This window comes from Bacillus sp. KICET-3 (genome assembly GCF_033261025.1).
Lineage (GTDB): Bacteria > Bacillota > Bacilli > Bacillales > Bacillaceae > Bacillus > Bacillus sonorensis.
Map to the genome: position 1 here is coordinate 4,291,735 of NZ_CP137345.1, position 17,257 is coordinate 4,308,991.

The window sequence follows — 17,257 nt, forward strand, 5'->3', positions numbered from 1 at the left end:
TATACATGAATAATCTCTCAAGAGGTATCGTTTTCATGGTGAAATGCCGCGATTTTTTGTCCTGCTCGACGGCCGGAGACCGGTTAAGCGAAACGGAAGCGGTCTTACCGCATTAGCGATGATGAACCCGCAAAAACACAACCTTTAAATAATTGCCTTCCGGATAGCTTTGCAACGTTTTAAAGTCCTCAGGCAGCGAATGTTCTTCAAGGATCGTATAGCTTGTCCCCGTTTCTTTGCATGCTGCATCGATAAAGCCTTTAAACTTTTCCATCCCAAAAGCGCTGCTGTTCGTCGAGGCGACGATGACGCCATCATGTTTGGTGATTTGAATGGCTTCTTTCAACAGATGCTTATAGTCTTTTGCGGCGCTGAATGTATGTTTCTTCGTCCTTGCAAAAGACGGCGGGTCAAGAATAATCAGATCGTAGCCAAGCTGCTTTTTAGCGGCATAGGAAAAATATTCAAATACATCCATCACTTTTATGTCGTGCGCTTCATGATCAAGACCGTTTACGCTGAACTGTTCGATCGTCTTGCTCAAGCTGCGGTTTGCAACATCGACGCTTGTCGTTTTGACGGCCCCGCCCAATGCCGCAGCAACGGAAAACGCCCCTGTATATGAGAATGTGTTCAATACGTTTTTTCCTTCCGCATATCGATCCCTGATCGTCTTCCTGACATGGCGCTGGTCGAGAAAAATGCCGGTCATGGCGCCGTCATTGAGATAAACGGCATAATGTATTCCGTTTTCTTTGACGATAATCGGAAATTCTCCCCTTTCCCCTTTTACAAAATCATCATCTTCCACATACTGCCCGGCCGCGCTGAATCTTTTTTTCTCATAAATCGCTTTATAATCTGTAATTTCATCAAGGGCTGCAATAATCGCTTCCTTATATGCAAAAATACCTTTGCTGTACCACTGGATCAGAAAATAACCGTCATAATAATCAATCGTCAGTCCCCCGATTCCGTCACCCTCGCCGTTGAAAACGCGAAAGGCTGTCGTTTCAGCACTCTGGAAGAGCTGATGTCGTCCCTGAATGGCCGTTGCCAGGCGGCTGAGAAAAAAATCCTGGTCAATGGGCTCCTCCTTGTTTTGTGTCAGCACCCAGCCGACACCTTTATTCTGCTCTCCATAATAGGCTTTTCCCAGAAAACCGCCCTTTTCATCTACAAGCTCGATCAGCGCTCCTTCTGAGATGCCGTCATCTTTTGAAAAAACCGCTTCCTTTAAAATCAGCGGGAAACCCTTTTTAATTTTTGCCGCATAAGCGTGTTTGAGTGTTAACGTCTTCATTTTGTTCAGTCCTTATGTTTAGTATTTCTCTATCCTACCATAACCGTCCCGGCCATGTTCTTATGCACAGGAGAGAAAAAATGGCGCCTGAATTGACAGTCTATTCAGATTTTCTTTAAGATGGTGGAGAATAATAAGGAGGGAACACATGATGGCGCGAATCGACCATGTTGGTGTTATGGTAAAAGATATTGAAGCATCTATCGCTTTTTATCAAGACGTTGTCGGCATGAAGCTGAAAGACAGGCTCATCCATACGAACGGGATCATCAAGCTTGCATTTCTGGGATTTGAAAATCGGGATGAAACAGAGCTTGAGCTCATCGAAGGCTACAATGACCAGCTTCCGCAGGAAGGGAAAGTTCATCACTTTGCGGTGTCAACAGATGATATAGAGGCTGAGTTCGCCCGCATCAAAGAAACCGACGTGAAGCTGATGGAGGACGGAATTACCGAACTGCCGAACGGCTACCGCTATTTCTTTATTTTCGGCCCTGAGGGGGAAGTGGTGGAGTTTTTTCAAAGATCGTGAATATAAAAGGGACGGTTCTGTTTGAACCGTCTTTTTACGTCCGGATGGCGCCTGAATCCTCAACAGTGAAGGCTAAAGGCTGGTCTTCGATAAACCGTTTGATATTTTCATACGTGATCGTTTCAATGCGCCTGATACTTTCATATGTGGCGCCGCCGATATGAGCGGTGCAAATGGCGTTGGAAAGGAGGGTAATCCGCGATGAGGGAGGCTCTGTTTCAAAAACATCCAAAGCCGCGCCCCGAATCATGTTCTGTTCAAGCGCTTTTCCAAGCGCATTTTCGTCAATGACCTCCCCGCGCGCAATATTGATCAGAAAAGCCGTCTTTTTCATTTTCGCCAGCCGTTCTGCATTCAACAGATGAAATGTCTCTGGCCTTAATGAAGTGCTGATACATACAAAGTCCGATTTCATCAGCAGATCATCCAATTCCGCAAAGCGCACGTTGAGCAGCTTTGCCGACTTGTAATCCTTGTATGTGCCGTATGCCAGCAGGTTCATGTTAAAACCCGACGCCCGCCTGGCGATTTTTTTGCCGATTTCTCCAAAGCCGATGAGCCCGAGTGTTTTTCCATCCAGTTCATAGCCCATTGATATATTCCATAAACCGTTTTTGACAGCTGCATTTGTCTGCGGAATCGACCTTGCGCCAGCAAGCAGGAGCCCGAATGCCAAATCAGCGACTGATGACGCGTTTTGACCAGGGGCATTCGTGACGAAAATGCCTTTCTCCTTGGCGTAGGCTACATCAATATTGTCGACGCCCGCACCGAATTTCATGATGTAACGCAGATTCGGTGCGGCATCAATCAATTCGCGATCAGCTTTTTCGACGCCGAGAACATAAATATGGACGTCTCTGACGTTGGCCAGCAATTCCTCCCTGCCCAAACTTTCCGAATCCAAAAAGAGAAATTCGGCTCCAAGCTTGTCAAGCTTTTCTTTGAACCGCGGAGCGGCGCGATAAAAAGGTTCGCTCAGCGTCAACAGCACTTTAACCATAGTCCCTCCTCCATTCACCTTTTTTCAAGACTAGAAAAATGCTTGTTTCCTGTTTTGAGGAAACAAGCGTCTATGGGGATACGTTAGGGTTATCGTGATTATATCTATAAATGGAAGCTTAAAAAAAGAAGATTGGCATTTTAACTGACATGGTTTTTAGATAGTTTGGCGGGCTGATGGAATGCTGTTTGTTTTAAATACTCAAAATAATGGCGGGCGTACGGGTGCGCGGTTTGCGAATTCCAGGGCTTGTTTCCTCCGCAGAAATGGACGATTGCGGGATTTGCCCTTGTTTCCATATAGCGCTTCTTGTCCAAAAGGGTTGCCGGTGTTTTTTCCTTTAACATGATATGGGTCTGTGCGTTCCATCTCGGATGAAGGCCATACCACTTATCATATAGAATCGCATTAAGCGCATCCTGGTCATGGAATACAAACATATCCTTGCTGTTGTTATTAATAAAGCTGATCACTTTTTCTGAAATGCTGTTCCTTCTCCATTCTTCAACATCTATGATCATAATACCCGAATTGAAGTATTTCGCCGTGTCGCTGATCTTCATTTTTTTCAGGCGTTCATGCTGGCCTGCGTCTTCGACAGCCGCAACATAATAAGGCGAAATATCCATATCCCACAGTTTTGATATATCCTCTAATACCAAGGCATCACAATCGACATATATCATTCTTTTCACAGATTCATCCTTGATGAGATCGGGAATCGAAATTCTGTAATAAGCCGCTTTTGTAATATGGCTGCTCTCAACGGCCCTGTCATATTGGCTTTTTTCCACATCAAGAAATGTAACGGGGACACCGAAGCGATCAGTCGTCTTTTTCAGCCTCTCTTTATGATCCTCTTCAATTCCTCCGTCAATCACGTACAGTTTGACATCCCGCTGTTTGTCCATGTTCATCAGCAATGAGGTGAACATGACGCTCAAATGCTGCGCGTAATTGTTGTCTGTACAAGAAATGATATGCATCGTCCGGTCGCTTTTCATATCGTTTCCATCTCCTTCTCTTTTTTTGTTCTATTCCCTTTTTTCGAAAAATAAACACCGTCGATAGGACGAAAAAAAAGGATCATGCAAGATCCTCAGATTGTATAGCGTCTATTTTGCTATCTTTTAGCAAGATGCTGCTTTAAATAAAAGTAAGGATAGCCAACAATGATGAGCGGGGCTGCTAATGCAAGGAGTATCCATGAGCCTGAGTGACTGCCTCTAATGACTCCAATGAAAATACAAGTACCGACGAGAAAATATAATAAAGCACCTAAGAACCAATACATCTTCATTCCTCTTTTTCTTTACGCTTGTTCTTGGATTGACGATTTTTGTTTCTATGCTTGTCTGTTTTTTCGTTCGCATTGCTTAATCGATCAGGGCACTGATTTTTTGACACTTTCTCAGTTCGGATACCTTTTCTTTTTAATGATAAAATTGTGTGATCAATCGATTTCAATGTTGATCATTCCTTTAATAAAAAGTGAGTTCCTCATTATTTTAAATGTAAATTTGGAAAGATAAAACGTACATAAAGGCAGAATGCATATGTACGTTTGGGCAATGATCATATGTTGGGAAGATCTAATGGTTCACTGCACATTGGTATTGTTGTGTTCCTTCTCTTCCTATAAAATGATTGGATAAATGTATGTTGCACGTTCAATGAAATGGGATCGATTTTCATAAGTCTCTTTTTGGTTAAACTGTTAAAGGAAGTGGATGGTTTGCTGATAAGGAATCCTTTCAAAGAAAAATACTACTCACATGATAGGCGGGCATTAAATATGCTTGCACTCAGAGTGCCGGGCCTGGCTTTTATTCTCATGATCTATGTTGCCTCTATCGTGCTGCAATTTCTTAATGGGAGCTGGTCCATTTTATTGCTTAATGTGTTTACGGTATTGACCGCCATCTTTGCTTTGATGCATTGGCACTCATATCGCTGGGTTAAGAAAAGGGTGATTCTGTACTTCGTATTACAAGGTTTGATCACTTTTACACTTGCTAATGTCATGTCAGGCTTTTTAGTGCTGATCATCATTGGCCTTTATGCATTTTTGATCGGACAGATTATAGGAATGGCAGACAGAAGAAAGACGTTCCTCATCCTTTATTTATTGCTTCTGCTGTCAATCACTGTACTATATCATATTCACAAAGGTGAATATTTGCATTTTCTTGTCATAGCAGTACCTATTATGATCGTGATTATCACATATGCCGCTACATTTTTTGCCCAAGTCGATGAAAAGATAAAAGCGCAGCTGACTCTTGAAAGGCTGGAGCTGGCTCATCAGCAGGTAGAACAGCTGACGCTGCAAAACGAGAGACAGCGTATGGCCCGGGACTTGCACGATACGCTTGCTCAAGGGCTGGTCAGTTTAAATATGCAGCTGGACGCTATTCATATTCATCTCGCCAAAGACAACACAGAGAGAGCAAAAGAAATCGTTCAACAATCTATGAATAGAGTGAAAAGCACACTAGCTGATGCACGTTCAGCGATTGACGATCTGCGCAGCAAATCAGAAGAAATCGGTTTTTTAAAAGAAAGAATTACCTCATTAATGGATCATTTTCAAGAGTCGACAGGCATGGCTTGCTTTTTAGACTACAGATTAGACCAAGTGCCGGACGTTCGAACAGCTGAAAACTGTTATTACATCATTGGAGAATGCATAGCGAATGCCGTAAAGCATGCTGAAGCAGAAACGATCTCAGTGTCCATTTGGGATGATGATAAGAGGAGGCTCCATTTAACCGTCAAGGATAACGGCAAAGGATTTGATGTTGAAAAGGGCAAGAAAAAGAGAGGACATTATGGGCTTCTCGGCATAGAAGAACGCGTCAGAGCAATGAAAGGCCAATTCAATATAAAGAGTACAACATCTAAAGGAACACAAATTGATATCACTGTACCAATTCAGGGAGAGATGCAAGATGAATAAGGTTTTAATCGTTGATGACCATCTTGTCGTGAGGGAAGGTCTGAAGCTTTTAATTGAAACGAATGATCACTACATCATCATAGGAGAGGCGGAAAATGGCAAAGCGGCAGTTCGCCTTGCAGATGAATTAAAACCGGATATTATTCTCATGGATTTGTATATGCCGGAGATGAGCGGGTTAGAAGCCATTAAACTAATAAAAGAAAAACACGACATCCCTATCATTATTTTGACTACGTATAATGAAGATCACTTAATGATCGAAGGAATTGAATTAGGGGCGAAAGGATATCTATTGAAGGATACAAGTTCAGAAACCCTTTTTCATACGATGGACGCAGCAATAAGAGGAAACGTGCTATTGCAGCCTGATATCTTAAAACGTCTGCAAGAAATCCAATTGGAGCGGATGAAGAAGCAGAGCAGTGATACGCAGCTGACAGAAAAGGAAGTCATAGTTCTAAAAGCAATTGCTAAAGGTCTTAAAAGCAAAGCGATTGCCTTTGATTTGGGCGTCTCTGAGAGAACAGTAAAGTCTAGACTAACGTCCATTTACAATAAATTAGGCGCGAATTCAAGAACTGAAGCAGTGACGATTGCCATGCAAAGAGGCATTCTGACATTAGACTAATAATATCAAATTAAAATTTGCCCAAACGTACATGCCCGAATGTACGTTTTTTTTATTTCATTGTCCACTACAATGAGGAAGAATGTGATCAAGCAATGTGTTGAAAGGAGATTATCATGTCAAAAATGTTATATAAATTAGGAGGATGGGTTGCTCGCAATCGCATAAAAGTAATATGCGCATGGATCGTTGTGCTAGTTGCTTCGATAGGCCTTGCAATCACGTTAAAACCAAGTTTTTCTGAGGATATGTCCATACCTGACACACCTTCGGAAAAAGCGATGGATGTCATTCAAAAAGAATTTCCCCACGGTCCTGATAAAGGGAGCATACGGGTTATTTTCGGTGCTGAAGATGGGGAGAAACTGACTTCGAAGTCAGCGGAAAAAGCAATAGAAAATACGTTAAAGGAAATCGATAAAGATGGTTCCGTTGACGCGATTGCAAGTCCTTTTGTGACAGGAACAATCGCGAAAGATGGCACAGTTGCCTATGCTGATATCAAGTATAAATCATCAGCAGATGATATTAAAGATTACTCTATCAAACACTTAAAAGACAGTTTGAAAATGGCTGATTATGAGGGATTGCAAACTGAGCTAAGCGGAGATGTACCAGGAGCTGAGATGGAGATAGGCGGCATCTCTGAAATTGTCGGCATTATTTTGGCCTTTATCGTTTTGGCCATTACGTTTGGCTCTTTATTAATAGCAGGTTTGCCGATTTTAACAGCACTGGTTGGATTAGGTGTAAGTATTGGGCTTGTTTTGATTGGGACACAAGTATTCGATATCGCTTCCGTCAGTCTATCATTAGCCGGAATGATTGGCCTTGCAGTTGGAATTGATTATGCTTTATTTATTTTTACGAAGCACCGCCAGTTTTTAGGCGAAGGTATACAAAAAAATGAATCAATTGCGAGAGCTACAGGAACAGCCGGGAGTGCAGTCGTTTTTGCCGGACTTACTGTTATCGTCGCACTTTGCGGATTGACTGTCGTTAACATTCCTTTTATGTCTGCAATGGGGCTGACAGCAGGACTTAGTGTACTGATGGCTGTTCTCGCTTCAATCACGCTTGTGCCTGCCGTCTTGTCGATAGCTGGGAAACGGATGGTTCCGAAAGCAAACAAGAAAAAAGAAAAACAAAGCGCGGAAACAAATGTCTGGGGACGCTTTGTCACAAAGAATCCTATCATGCTAAGTGTATGCAGCATTCTGATTTTGCTCGTTATTAGTATCCCATCTATGCATTTGGAGCTGGGCTTGCCTGATGCAGGGATGAAAGCGAAGGATAACCCGGATCGCCGGGCTTATGACTTGCTTGCCGACGGTTTTGGAGAAGGATTTAATGGTCAATTAACAATCGTAGCGGATGCCGCAAGTGTGACAGAAAATAAGGCGGAAGCCTTCGCAGATGCAGTGAAAGAAATAAAGGAACTGGACCATGTGGCGAGTGTCACTCCTGCAATGCCTAATAAAGAAGGGAACTTTGCCATCATTACGGTCGTTCCTGAAACAGGTCCAAATGATGAAGCAACGAAGGATTTGGTAAAGGATGTACGCAGCTTATCAGATAAAAATGGGGTGGATTTGCTCGTTACTGGATCGACTGCAGTGAATATTGATATTTCAGATCGCCTTAATGATGCGATACCGGTGTTTGCTGTACTCATTGTTGGTTTTGCGTTTGTATTGCTGACAATCGTATTCCGTTCGTTGCTTGTGCCTCTTGTTGCGGTTGCAGGTTTCATTTTGACGATGACAGCCACTCTTGGAGTCTGTGTATTTGTCTTACAAGACGGGAATCTCATCGACTTGTTCAAAATACCTGAAAAAGGGCCGATACTCGCGTTCCTGCCGATTTTATCCATTGGGATTCTGTTCGGATTAGCGATGGATTATCAAGTATTCCTTGTAAGCAGAATGCGCGAAGAATATGTAAAAACAAAGAATCCAGTACAAGCCATTCAGGCTGGATTAAAACACAGCGGTCCTGTTGTCACCGCAGCCGGCCTGATCATGATATTCGTTTTTGCAGGGTTTATCTTTGCTGGTGAAGCTTCTATTAAAGCCAACGGGTTGGCTCTTTCCTTTGGTGTGCTCTTTGATGCATTTATTGTACGAATGACACTGATTCCAAGTCTGATGAAGCTGATGGGGAATGCAGCCTGGTATTTGCCAAAATGGCTGGACAAGATTATTCCGAATGTAGACATAGAAGGTCATCAACTCACGAAGGAAATACAGCCAGAAACAGCTCATGAACAAAAGAAACAAATCAGTATGTAATAGAAAGCAGATCTTTTACGAGATCTGCTTTTTTGCTTCATATGGACGTTTATTTTTTAGAAAAGGTTAATCGCTAATATCAGCCATGGAAAAGGTGCATTATATCCTCACGTTGAGGATCATGCATGATCCTTTTTTTCTCTCACCTTCCCGGCGATCCAAAAAGGCAAATAGAGAAGATAGAAGAAGACAATCGTGACCGCTTCAGCTGATAAAAGATACCACGGCCATGGCCCGAGCACATCTAACAGCGATGCACCGCCCCCCGGCTTTTTCATCATGTACATATAGTTTGATTTCAAGAGGCGGTTGATCAAAAATATGAAGCCCCCATAGACATTGACAAGGAGAAAGGTCACCCAAAGGGAGCGCACCGTCGGTTTATACTTTTCGGCGGCAACCATCAAAAGGCAGGAAAGCACAACAATCCCATGGGAAATGAAAAATTCGAAAAACCTGAAATGCGGAAATCCGTATCTCCCCAAATCCGGTGTCAATATCGCTTGCAGCGCGCTTCCCAATCCGGCAAAGTAAAGGAATTTAAACAAGTTGAGATTTTTGGTGAACAACAAAATCATCACAAGATAGACGGAAAGATCGCTGAGGTGAAGGGGTAAACAATAGCGCGGCGTCCATGACCGGACGCTTATGAACCAGGAATGATAGCTGATCTCCGAAATGACGAGAATCAACACAAAGGTATAGCGGATCGTCCGATTCCAGCCGGGCTTTTGGAGAGTCCGGCGAAAGATGAACAGACAAACGCCGAGCGCCGCAATCACCAGCAATGTTACGATATGAGACATTGAAAAAAGCTGAAAAGATCCGAGCTGATAATCTTTTTGAAAATATGTGTTCATGAGCAGCACCTGTCGTCAAAATGTTTTAACATTAGTTTACAGCAAACCTTGTGTATTATACCGGAAAAGCCAAACTAATTAAAAAAGACCGCCAAATATTCGGCAGCCAAGAATTTTCACATCGAGATATTATGTTTTTCTTTCGTCTCATGTTTGATGTGGATTCGCTCCACTTTTCCAACCAGGAAAATGTAGGAGAGCGCTCCCAGTAAAGCAAGGATGCCGATAAAGACAAGAGCGGGGGCAAAGCTTCCGCCATCAGCCAGAAAACCGATGACAATCGGAACGATTACAGAAGCGAGACTTCCGACGAAATTAAAGACTCCTCCTGTCAGCCCGATTAAATGCTTTGGCGCTAAAGATGACACAAGCACCCACGTAATGGAGGCTAAACCGTTTCCAAAAAAGGCCAGAGTCATAAATAAAATAATCAGCGATGTCTGATTGACATAATTGGCGCCGATAATCGAAATTGACAGGAACAAGCCGATAATGATCGGCGTCTTGCGCGCCACCCCTGCCGATACGCCTCTTTTCACCAAAAAATCAGACAAAAAGCCGGACAACAGAACCCCTACAAATGCGGCAAGAAAAGGAAGCGAGGCAAGAAAACCCGACTGCAGAAAATCAAGCCCCCTGTATTTCACAAGGTACGTCGGAAACCATGTCAAAAAAAACCACAAAGTTGAATTGACAGCGAACTGCCCGATATAAATGCCCCACAGCTTCCGGTGGGAGGTCACCTGTTTGAAATGCGTCCAATTAAATGCGGTTTTTTCCTTTTTTAAACCCTGCTCCCGTCGGACAATCCCTCCGCCTTTTTCTATATGTTCAAGCTCGGCCTTGTTTACTTTTGGGTGACGATCAGGATCACGATAAAAAACATACCAGATTATCCCCCAGATGATGCCGATCGCCCCTGTGACGATAAACAGGCCGCGCCAGCCGACGACATGCTGGACTGCGCTGAGCGCCGGCGTCAAAAACGCCAGACCCGCAAACTGCCCGGATGTATAGAAAGCAATGGCAGATGCCCTTTCCTGCTCGGGAAACCATGAAGTCACAACCCGGTTGTTCGCCGGAAAGGCGGGCGCCTCAAAGGCGCCTGTCGCCAGCCTTAATCCGAATAATGATCCAAAGCCGCGGGCAAACCCCTGCAGCAATGTTGCAATCGACCAGGTAATCAAAGTAAAACCGTAAACAAGCCGCGGACCGAACCGGTCGACAAGACCGCCTCCCGGTATTTGCAGCGCACAATAAGCCCAGCCAAAGGCTGAAAAAATCAAGCCCAGCTGTACGGATGACAAATTCAAGTCATCTCCAAGCTTTGAAGCGGCCACCGATATATTGCTGCGGTCCATATAATTGATCACAACACATACAAAGATAAACAATAATACCCGTACCCGAACCTTTGTCGGCTTCTGATTTTGATTTACTGCTTTCATTTAGGTTCATCCCTTCTTTCGGCCTTTGATCGAAAAGCTTTTAAATGAAAACGCCTTCAATAATTACCATTCCGCCACACTGCCATCTTTGTGCCGCCATACCGGGTTGCGCCAGTTATGCCCGATTTCAGCCATTTTCCTGACATGCTCTTCATTAATGTCAACGCCCAGGCCGGGTCCGTCTGGAATCCGGACATAGCCGTCCTCATAGAAAAAGACCTCCTTATCCACCATATAATCCAGTAAATCCGTACCTTTGTTGTAATGGATCCCCAAGCTCTGCTCCTGAATGAATGCGTTGTGGCAGGTCGCATCAACCTGCAGGCACGCCGCCAGCGCAATCGGTCCGAGGGGACAGTGGGGAGCCGCCGCGACATCAAACGCTTCAGCCATCGAAAGGATCTTTTTGCATTCGGTAATACCCCCGGCATGTGATAAATCCGGCTGGATAATATCCACATAGCCATCGGTCAAAACGTTTTTAAACTGCCATTTTGAGAACATCCTCTCGCCTGTCGCGATCGGAATTGAGACAAGGTTGGCAATATCCCTCAGCGCCTCGTTGTTTTCAGGTAATACGGGCTCTTCAATAAACATCGGCCGAAACGCCTCAAGCTCCTTCGCCAAAATTTTTGCCATCGGCTTATGGACTCTGCCGTGGAAATCGATGCCGATGCCAATGTAGGGACCGACCGCCTCTCTAACCGCCGCGATTCTCTCAATCACCTGATCGATTTTTTCGTGTGAATCAATATATTGCAGCTCTTCTGTACCGTTCATTTTAACGGCCGTAAAGCCTTGTTCGACTACCTGCTTTGCCGCAAGACCGACGTCTTGGGGCCGGTCTCCGCCAATCCATGAATAAACCTTGATCGATTCCCTGCTTTTCCCGCCAAGCAGCTGATGGACGGGCGCATTGTAATACTTCCCTTTAATGTCCCAAAGCGCCTGATCGATTCCGGCTATTGCGCTCATCAGGATCGGGCCGCCCCTGTAAAACCCGCCTCTGTACATCACATTCCAGTGATCCTCAATATCCATCGGGTCTTTGCCGATTAAGTATTCCATTAATTCGCCGACGGCCGTTTTAACTGTTTCCGCCCTGCCCTCGATCACCGGTTCTCCCCACCCTGTGATCCCTTCATCTGTTTCGATTTTTAAGAAAAGCCAGCGAGGCGGAATTTGAAAACATTCAAAACCAGTTATCTTCATATCGCTCATCCCCTTTTGATTGCTGCAGCAAATTGATACGCTTTTTCGGTCAGCTTTTCTAAATACAAGCCGTTGACCTCTTCATTTGGTTTGACCAGAGAACTTCCGATCCCCGCTCCAATGGCTCCGGCGTCTAAATACTCGCGGATATTTTCCAATCCGACTCCTCCTGTCGGAAGCAGGGGAATCTGTGGAAGCGGCCCGTGAATATCCTTGATATAACCGGGCCCCATCGTTCCAGGAAATACTTTGATGATATCTCCGCCGTTTTCATAAGCCGTCAAAATCTCTGTCGGTGTGAAAGCTCCCGGTATGCTCACCGCTCCATACCGTTTGGTCAGCTTAATCGTTTCTTCATTAACGGTCGGCGACAAGATAAACTGCGCGCCGGCCGCCAAGGCCGCCCTCGCCGATTCAGAATCAAGCACCGTGCCCGCTCCAATCAGCATGTCATCTCCAAACTGCTCTGACACAGCCTCAATCGCTTTGATCGCCTGAGGCGAGTTCAGTGTCATTTCCACCAGCCTGATGCCGCCCGCTTTTAAAGCTTCCGTGATTTTGAGGGCATCCTCCGCCCGATAGCCGCGGATGATTGCAATCACTTTATGTTTTTCAATTTGTGATAAAGCCTTCATCTCTTCCACCCTTCCATTTTGAAGTTATCTGTTGACATCGTCTTCCTCAGATTGCTCCATAAAGGCAAACAGCGCATCACGGTCAGGCAGTCCTTCTATATCGCCATTTACCGCGGTCACCATGGCGCCGACCGCGCAGCCTCTTTTGACAGCCTCACGAAGCGGAATATCCTCAATCAACCCTGATAAAACGCCTGCCGCAAACCCGTCACCTGCTCCAACAGGGTCAGCCACTCTCTGAATCTCATAGCCTTGTTCATAACCGCTTTCATTTCCGGCAGAATAATACGCTCCTTTTGCCCCCAGCTTGACAACAGCTGTTTCAGCACCGAGCTGGTGAATTGATTCCGCAATCGCTTTCTCATCATCGGTTCCGAATAAAAAGCGGCCTTCGCGCAAGCCCGGCAGCACGATATCAGACTGTTTGACAAGCTCCAGCAACGTCCGCCTCGCCCGCTCTTCGTCCCACAGCTTTTTTCGCAAATTCGGATCAAACACAACGGGTTTTTGGTGTTTTCTGGCCAGTTCGACAGCATGGAACACCGCTTCTGAAGCGCTTTCACTTAAAGCCGGCGTAATCCCGGTTATGTACAGAAAGCCGGCGTTTTTCACATAATCTTCATCTATATCGCTTTTCCTCAAAAAGCTTGCGGCAGAGCCGTTCCTGTAATACAAGACATTGACCCGTGCCTCGTTTGCCCTTTCTTTAAAAAACAAGCCTGTCGGTGCGTCTGCATCGATCAGAACCCGGCTGACGTCAACCCCTTCCCCCCTGACGGAAGAAAGAATCATCGCCCCGAATTCATCCTTTCCCAGCCTGCTGATCCAGCCGGCTTTTTTTCCGAGCTTTGCTAGCCCGATCAGCGTGTTTGTTTCGGCTCCCGCGATCCTCGATGTATAGTTTCTCGCATACCTGAGAGGACCGTCTTCAACCGGGGTGAACAGAACCATTGCTTCTCCTAAACTGATGACATCCATCAGACATCCTCCCTTTGTTCAGGCGGCTTAGCATGACCGCCGATGCTTTCCGTTATTTTCTCCGCTGTATGGAGTAGCTGTTTGGCGATGACAGCCTTCCTTTTCAGCATGCGGTCCTTTGGTCCGGCCGTACTGATTGCAGCCTTGATGACGCCGTCTGCTCCGAACACGGGAGCTGCCAAACAGAACAGGCCTTCTTCATTTTCTTCATCATCAATGGCATATCCCAGCTCTGTAAAATACGTCAGCTGTCCTTCCAATTGTTCTCTATCTGTAATGGTGTTTCTTGTAAACCGTACGAATTGGATGCGGTCAAGCAACCGGCTTCTTTCTTTCTCCGGCAGGAACGCTAAAAACGCTTTGCCGAGCCCTGTACAGTAAAGCGGTTTCCGCGAGCCAGGCTGTGCGGTCGTCCTGATCGACCGGTTGTTGTCAATCTTTGCGATGTATACAAGCTGATCGTCGCTCAGCATGGCCATGAACACTGTCTCCTGCACGCCGTCCATCAGCTGTTTTAAGTAAGGGACCCCCTGGGACGAAATATCCATTGAATCCATGGCAGCGGTTCCAATTTGAATCAGCTTTGCTCCAAGCTTATAGCGCTTCAGCGGGTCCTGCTGAAGATAGCCTTCTTCAAAAAGCGTGACAACCAGATTGAATGTGCTGCTCTGCGGTAGCGACAAGCCTCTCGCGATCTCCTTTACCGTTAATCCATCCGGATGGTTTGAAAGCAATTCAAATATTTGCAGCACGCGCACTGCAGACTTTACAGACATGGCACCCTCCATTATTCACATATGTGATTCAAAATCAGAATTATGATTAATCGGACGTATTCTAAACAGAAAGAAACGGCACGTCAACCGCTTTTTTTATAAAAAAATAATTTTTATAGACATCTATTCCCTTATAAAATCGACAGCCGAGGTCTAACGTCTCATTTATTTTTGAGACGCAGGATTTGCCTTTCTTGATGCGAATCTTTCCATACAAAGATCAATCAAGGAGGTTATGACATGAAGAAAAAATTAATGGTTCTGGGGATGTCCGCAGCCATTGTAATGGGCGGTGTTTTCCTGCCTTCGTCCGACGGCATGGCAAATGCGGTGCAAGCAGCATCAGAAGGAATACATTCTCAAAGCGAAGGGAAAATCGCCAAGAAATTCAATGAGAACCGCGCTTATCAAACGATTTACCACTTAAGCGAAACGATCGGCCCGCGCGTCACAGGCACCCAAGCGGAAAAAAAGAGCGCGGCATTTATCGCCTCTCAAATGAAAAAATCGAATCTGAAAGTCAGTACCCAGACATTCAGCATCCCCGACAGATTGGAAGGAACGCTTACAGTCCGGGGAAACGAATTGCCGGCACGGCCTGCATCAGGCTCTGCCCCTACATCTGACAAAGGGTTGACCGCTCCGCTCTACGACGCGGGACTCGGGCTCCCAGGCGATTTCACAGAAGAAGCAAAAGGGAAAATCGCCGTCATTTTAAGAGGGGACCTGTCATTTTATGAAAAAGCGAAAAACGCTGAAAATGCCGGTGCGGCTGGCGTCATCATTTATAACAATGTAGACAGCCTTGTCCCTCTCACACCAAATCTCAGCGGAAATACAACCGGGATTCCGGTCGTCGGCGTTAAAAAAGAAGACGGAGAAAACCTTCTCACAGAACAAGAAGCAACGCTCAAGCTAAAGTCCTTCCCGAATCAAACCTCTCAAAACGTCATTGGCGTCCGCAAAGCAAAAGGAGTCAAACATCCGGATATCGTGTATGTGACATCGCATTATGACAGCGTCCCCGAAGCGCCGGGTGCCAATGACAATGCATCGGGAACGTCTGTCGTGCTGGAACTGGCGAGAATTACAAAAAACATCCCCGCTGACAAAGAAATTCGCTTTATTACGTTCGGCGCTGAAGAAATCGGGCTTGTCGGCTCGCGATATTATGTCAGCAAGCTGTCTAACCGTGAAATCGAACGCAGCACGGCAAATTTCAACCTGGACATGGTCGGAACAAGCTGGGAAAACGCGTCACAGCTTTATATCAATACACCTGACGGTTCTGAGAATCTGATCTGGCAATTAAGCAAAAACGCCGCAACAAGCATTGGAAAAAATGTTTTGTCATTAAGAAAAGGCGGCTCATCCGACCACGTACCTTTCTATGAAGCGGGAATCGATTCAGCCAATTTTATCTGGATGGAACCGGGGACCGAATCCTTAGAGCCATGGTATCACACCCCTTTCGACACGATTGAGCATATCAGCAAAGACCGGTTGAAAACGGCCGGGCAAATCGCCGGGACAGCGGTATACGATTTAGTCGAAAAGGAAGAACGCCGGGCGCAATAATTTGCGTCAAAAAAACAGAGCCTCATCAGCTCTGTTTTTTTAATGTCCCATTTTCCATAAACAGCTCATCATCAATATAAACCGTCGGCTTTGTTACCACTCCGTCAATATGTACACCCGCTGCAATCGTGCCGCCGAACGTGTTGTTGCTTCCGAATGCGGTGTGTATGGTGCCGAGAACTTTTTCGTCTTCGAGAACGACACCGGTTATTCTTGCGCGGTCATTTGTCCCGATGCCGAACTCGCCGAGGCACCGGCCGTCGCCGCTCCCAAGAATGCTCAGCAGCTTTTCGGCGGCATCGCCCTCAGCATCCGTAATCCGTCCGTTTTCAATCGTTAACACGAGCGGTGAGATTAATGTTCCGACGCCGGCCAGTGACCCGTCTATTTCGATTTGGCCGTTTGCTGTACCTTCAAGCGGCGCGATATACGCTTCACCCGAAGGCAGGTTGCCGGATTCCCCGGGATTCAAATACATACCGGTGCTTGGAATCCCTTTCCTCCCGTCGATTGAAAACGTAAGAATATAGCCCGCCTTTTCTATACGGACAGACCGTCCGTTTGAAAGCACCTCACAAACGTTTTCCGTTCTTTCCTTTACTTTTTCGTAATCGGCGGAAATCGCGCCGTTTAAAAACATGTCTTCCGTAATCCCCGGCATCGTCGCAATCCTCGTTCCCGCTTTCGCAGCTTCTTTCCGGGCGTTTGTATGGGTTAGCGAATGCTCGGTAATGCAAACGGCCGCATCTGCATGCTTCATTGCCGAAGCAATTGACGGCGGCGGCTCTTCGCCTGGTTTTCCCCTTGTCTTCATGACCGCAAGCATCGTTTCCGCCCCAAGCGCTTGTCCCGCCTGATACAAAGATTCTGCCAGTCCTTTTTTATTGTCGTCACAGACAATCAGAAAAGACTCCCCTTTTTTCAGCCCGAGACAGATCGACAATACCTTTTGGCCGATTTGAATCAGCTCCTGGTTCATGTTCATCATCCTTTTTAGGTCATTTCTGAAACGTGTTTTGTCCTATCAGAGCGCAATCGAGAAAAACACAGG

At 45.7% G+C, this 17,257-nt stretch carries 17 protein-coding genes; 5 read left to right on the plus strand and 12 right to left on the minus strand.

Annotated features, from left to right (window positions below):
* Positions 1–112: 112 nt before the first annotated feature.
* Positions 113–1,303 carry a class I SAM-dependent rRNA methyltransferase gene (locus R5H20_RS21930; protein WP_006639533.1) on the minus strand — a complete coding sequence of 397 codons (1,191 nt, stop codon included), beginning with the start codon at positions 1,301–1,303 and terminating at the stop codon, positions 113–115.
* Between the two features lie 151 nt (positions 1,304–1,454).
* Here R5H20_RS21930 and R5H20_RS21935 point away from each other — a divergent pair, with 151 nt between their 5' ends.
* Positions 1,455–1,835, plus strand: a complete 381-nt coding sequence (locus tag R5H20_RS21935; RefSeq protein WP_006639534.1) for a VOC family protein — start codon at positions 1,455–1,457, stop codon at positions 1,833–1,835.
* 34 nt (positions 1,836–1,869) lie between these two features.
* On the opposite strand, the gene R5H20_RS21940 is transcribed toward R5H20_RS21935, so the two are convergent.
* The 4 genes from R5H20_RS21940 to R5H20_RS21955 all read right to left on the minus strand — a co-directional run bounded on the left by R5H20_RS21940 (position 1,870) and on the right by R5H20_RS21955 (position 4,305).
* Complete coding sequence (locus R5H20_RS21940) at positions 1,870–2,838, minus strand: phosphoglycerate dehydrogenase (protein WP_006639535.1); 969 nt, start codon at positions 2,836–2,838, stop codon at positions 1,870–1,872.
* Positions 2,839–2,978: 140 nt separating this feature from the next.
* Positions 2,979–3,842, minus strand: a complete 864-nt coding sequence (locus R5H20_RS21945) for a glycosyltransferase family 8 protein (RefSeq protein WP_006639536.1) — start codon at positions 3,840–3,842, stop codon at positions 2,979–2,981.
* Between the two features lie 119 nt (positions 3,843–3,961).
* Positions 3,962–4,138 carry a hypothetical protein gene (locus R5H20_RS21950; protein WP_085959885.1) on the minus strand — a complete coding sequence of 59 codons (177 nt, stop codon included), beginning with the start codon at positions 4,136–4,138 and terminating at the stop codon, positions 3,962–3,964.
* Complete coding sequence (locus R5H20_RS21955; protein WP_006639537.1) at positions 4,135–4,305, minus strand: hypothetical protein; 171 nt, start codon at positions 4,303–4,305, stop codon at positions 4,135–4,137. The genes R5H20_RS21950 and R5H20_RS21955 overlap by 4 nt, the downstream gene beginning before the upstream one ends.
* Positions 4,306–4,573: 268 nt before the next feature.
* On the opposite strand from R5H20_RS21955, the gene R5H20_RS21960 reads away from it, so the two are divergent.
* The 3 genes from R5H20_RS21960 (at position 4,574) to R5H20_RS21970 (ending at position 8,719) form a co-directional block, all read left to right on the plus strand.
* Complete coding sequence (locus R5H20_RS21960; protein WP_006639538.1) at positions 4,574–5,797, plus strand: two-component system sensor histidine kinase YdfH; 1,224 nt, start codon at positions 4,574–4,576, stop codon at positions 5,795–5,797.
* On the plus strand, positions 5,790–6,428 hold the full coding sequence (ydfI, locus tag R5H20_RS21965; RefSeq protein ID WP_006639539.1) for a two-component system response regulator YdfI: 639 nt from the start codon (positions 5,790–5,792) through the stop codon (positions 6,426–6,428). Before R5H20_RS21960 ends, ydfI begins: the two co-directional genes overlap by 8 nt.
* Positions 6,429–6,544: 116 nt before the next feature.
* Positions 6,545–8,719 carry an MMPL family transporter gene (locus R5H20_RS21970; RefSeq protein WP_006639540.1) on the plus strand — a complete coding sequence of 725 codons (2,175 nt, stop codon included), beginning with the start codon at positions 6,545–6,547 and terminating at the stop codon, positions 8,717–8,719.
* A gap of 119 nt (positions 8,720–8,838) precedes the next feature.
* On the opposite strand, the gene R5H20_RS21975 is transcribed toward R5H20_RS21970, so the two are convergent.
* The 6 genes from R5H20_RS21975 to R5H20_RS22000 all read right to left on the minus strand — a co-directional run bounded on the left by R5H20_RS21975 (position 8,839) and on the right by R5H20_RS22000 (position 14,628).
* Positions 8,839–9,579 (minus strand): YwaF family protein, encoded by a 741-nt coding sequence (locus tag R5H20_RS21975; protein ID WP_006639541.1) that lies wholly within the window; start codon positions 9,577–9,579, stop codon positions 8,839–8,841.
* A gap of 116 nt (positions 9,580–9,695) precedes the next feature.
* Positions 9,696–11,027: an MFS transporter gene (locus R5H20_RS21980; protein ID WP_006639542.1), complete on the minus strand. Its 1,332-nt coding sequence runs from the start codon at positions 11,025–11,027 to the stop codon at positions 9,696–9,698.
* Between the two features lie 63 nt (positions 11,028–11,090).
* Complete coding sequence (dgoD, locus tag R5H20_RS21985; protein ID WP_006639543.1) at positions 11,091–12,239, minus strand: galactonate dehydratase; 1,149 nt, start codon at positions 12,237–12,239, stop codon at positions 11,091–11,093.
* Between the two features lie 5 nt (positions 12,240–12,244).
* A complete protein-coding gene (locus tag R5H20_RS21990; protein ID WP_006639544.1) occupies positions 12,245–12,874 on the minus strand; it encodes a bifunctional 4-hydroxy-2-oxoglutarate aldolase/2-dehydro-3-deoxy-phosphogluconate aldolase in 630 nt (209 codons plus the stop codon).
* A 24-nt stretch (positions 12,875–12,898) separates the two neighbouring features.
* A complete protein-coding gene (locus R5H20_RS21995) occupies positions 12,899–13,852 on the minus strand; it encodes a sugar kinase (protein ID WP_006639545.1) in 954 nt (317 codons plus the stop codon).
* A complete protein-coding gene (locus tag R5H20_RS22000) occupies positions 13,852–14,628 on the minus strand; it encodes an IclR family transcriptional regulator (RefSeq protein WP_006639546.1) in 777 nt (258 codons plus the stop codon). Before R5H20_RS22000 ends, R5H20_RS21995 begins: the two co-directional genes overlap by 1 nt.
* A gap of 240 nt (positions 14,629–14,868) precedes the next feature.
* Between R5H20_RS22000 and R5H20_RS22005 the strand changes: the two genes are divergently transcribed.
* Complete coding sequence (locus R5H20_RS22005; protein ID WP_006639547.1) at positions 14,869–16,206, plus strand: M28 family peptidase; 1,338 nt, start codon at positions 14,869–14,871, stop codon at positions 16,204–16,206.
* A 25-nt stretch (positions 16,207–16,231) separates the two neighbouring features.
* Here the strand turns inward: R5H20_RS22005 and R5H20_RS22010 are convergent, their stop codons facing one another.
* Positions 16,232–17,185, minus strand: coding sequence for an aminopeptidase (locus R5H20_RS22010; protein ID WP_006639548.1), 954 nt, complete (start codon positions 17,183–17,185; stop codon positions 16,232–16,234).
* Between the last annotated feature and the right edge of the window lie 72 nt (positions 17,186–17,257).

What these genes read in the sequence shown, in the direction of transcription:
- R5H20_RS21930 (WP_006639533.1), bottom strand. Translation starts at nt 1,303, where the DNA reads ATGAAGACGTTAACACTCAAACACGCTTATGCGGCAAAAATTAAAAAG.
- R5H20_RS21935 (WP_006639534.1), top strand. Translation starts at nt 1,455, where the DNA reads ATGGCGCGAATCGACCATGTTGGTGTTATGGTAAAAGATATTGAAGCA.
- R5H20_RS21940 (WP_006639535.1), bottom strand. Translation starts at nt 2,838, where the DNA reads ATGGTTAAAGTGCTGTTGACGCTGAGCGAACCTTTTTATCGCGCCGCT.
- R5H20_RS21945 (WP_006639536.1), bottom strand. Translation starts at nt 3,842, where the DNA reads ATGAAAAGCGACCGGACGATGCATATCATTTCTTGTACAGACAACAAT.
- R5H20_RS21950 (WP_085959885.1), bottom strand. Translation starts at nt 4,138, where the DNA reads ATGAAGATGTATTGGTTCTTAGGTGCTTTATTATATTTTCTCGTCGGT.
- ydfI (WP_006639539.1), top strand. Translation starts at nt 5,790, where the DNA reads ATGAATAAGGTTTTAATCGTTGATGACCATCTTGTCGTGAGGGAAGGT.
- R5H20_RS21970 (WP_006639540.1), top strand. Translation starts at nt 6,545, where the DNA reads ATGTCAAAAATGTTATATAAATTAGGAGGATGGGTTGCTCGCAATCGC.
- R5H20_RS21975 (WP_006639541.1), bottom strand. Translation starts at nt 9,579, where the DNA reads ATGAACACATATTTTCAAAAAGATTATCAGCTCGGATCTTTTCAGCTT.
- R5H20_RS21980 (WP_006639542.1), bottom strand. Translation starts at nt 11,027, where the DNA reads ATGAAAGCAGTAAATCAAAATCAGAAGCCGACAAAGGTTCGGGTACGG.
- dgoD (WP_006639543.1), bottom strand. Translation starts at nt 12,239, where the DNA reads ATGAAGATAACTGGTTTTGAATGTTTTCAAATTCCGCCTCGCTGGCTT.
- R5H20_RS21990 (WP_006639544.1), bottom strand. Translation starts at nt 12,874, where the DNA reads ATGAAGGCTTTATCACAAATTGAAAAACATAAAGTGATTGCAATCATC.
- R5H20_RS21995 (WP_006639545.1), bottom strand. Translation starts at nt 13,852, where the DNA reads ATGGATGTCATCAGTTTAGGAGAAGCAATGGTTCTGTTCACCCCGGTT.
- R5H20_RS22000 (WP_006639546.1), bottom strand. Translation starts at nt 14,628, where the DNA reads ATGTCTGTAAAGTCTGCAGTGCGCGTGCTGCAAATATTTGAATTGCTT.
- R5H20_RS22005 (WP_006639547.1), top strand. Translation starts at nt 14,869, where the DNA reads ATGAAGAAAAAATTAATGGTTCTGGGGATGTCCGCAGCCATTGTAATG.
- R5H20_RS22010 (WP_006639548.1), bottom strand. Translation starts at nt 17,185, where the DNA reads ATGAACCAGGAGCTGATTCAAATCGGCCAAAAGGTATTGTCGATCTGT.